Below are 1,303 nucleotides of genomic sequence, written 5' to 3'. Positions count from 1 at the left end.
AGGTTTGTAGGGAGCATAAGGCTCTCCCACAGTAACAGCTATTGGTTGTGTGGTGCTGCTATGACCATTTTTAGGGGAATTAAACCAGCGTTTAACTGCGTTATTTAACCGCTGCTTGAATTTCCCACAAACTGACCGATGCTTATTAGTCTTCATTGGAGATGCCCAACCTATCCAGGAGCTTAATTTGGTAGGGTTTATTTGGCCACACAAATAATTATAGCGTTTCTGATAATTATCAGAGCCATTCAATTTTATTCACCCTACACCCTACACCCTACACCCAACTCCCTAATTCCTAATCATCCTCCCAGCTATTGCTAAACGGATCAAAGGGTTCTGTGGCACCTGTCCAATTAAAATCATTAATTCGTAAACCAACTAAACCCCGTTGTTGAACGGGATTATAGCGCAATAAAATATTGTAGCTTCGACGAGAATACTCTAAAAAGAAGTCAGTACTAATTTCCTCATTTGTATCTAAATTTAGATAAGTTTGGAAACCGACTCGAAACGGACCATAGAGTTGTTGGGTAATACCAGCATTAAGGATTCGAGTATCTGCAACTCGGTCAAATAAAAATGGTGATGTGTTGCCTAAGGCTACTTGACTATAGCCGATATTAAAACCGGTATAGTCGAGAAAGGGTTTAGAAAAATGACCGAATTGCCCAGTTAAGCCAATGCTACCACGAAGAAATTCTTGAGAATCACCATTACTATAGGCACTAGCCACACCGGTAATAGATGAATTTAGTTGAACATTTGGTAAAATTGGTGCTGGTGTATAGCGCATACCTTCTTCAGCAGTTGCTGGCAATATGTCACCTTGCCAAAGGGGTTGTGTCCAGTTTAGAGTTGCACTGCCTTGATAACGGGTTAAACTAATCCGATTGTTATCCCGAGGTGGCAGAGGTAGCAAGTCTGCTCGATCGGTGTTAGCGTTAATACGCTGAACGCCAGCTTGATATCTAATGGTCAAGCCGGTTTGCCCGATGGGAATTGTCGGTGATTCAAGTACACCACCAATACTACTCTGAACGGTTTGGAAACCCAAAGAGCCATTGAAAAGGCGATCGCGGTAGCTGGATTCCAAAGTTAAGCGATGAGGGTAAGTGGTGCCAATAGTTTGTCGGAGGCGCAAACTTCCCCTAGTTTCGTTTTCTAGATCATCAGGATCCAGACTAGTGAGTTCTGCGGAACCTACTAGTGTAGTGCGTGGCCCTAAGGAAGCATCAAGGTCAACCAGCAAGCCAAAGTTAGCCGGATCGATTACGCCACCACCTTCTGCATCATTAGATAG

Annotated in this window: 1 protein-coding gene; it reads right to left on the bottom strand. The window is 43.3% G+C overall.

All coding sequences use genetic code 11. The annotated features are described in order from the left end of the window. Positions 1-298: 298 nt before the first annotated feature. Positions 299-1,303, bottom strand: a 1,005-nt coding sequence (locus F6K53_RS43090; RefSeq protein WP_293086809.1) for a DUF3769 domain-containing protein, incomplete at its 5' end; no start/stop codon positions are given.

It is taken from the genome of Moorena sp. SIO4A1 (genome assembly GCF_010672065.1).
Classification (GTDB): Bacteria; Cyanobacteriota; Cyanobacteriia; order Cyanobacteriales; family Coleofasciculaceae; genus Moorena.
Note: the sequence above shows the minus strand (reverse complement) of the source record. Positions and strands in the feature narration are given on the sequence as shown.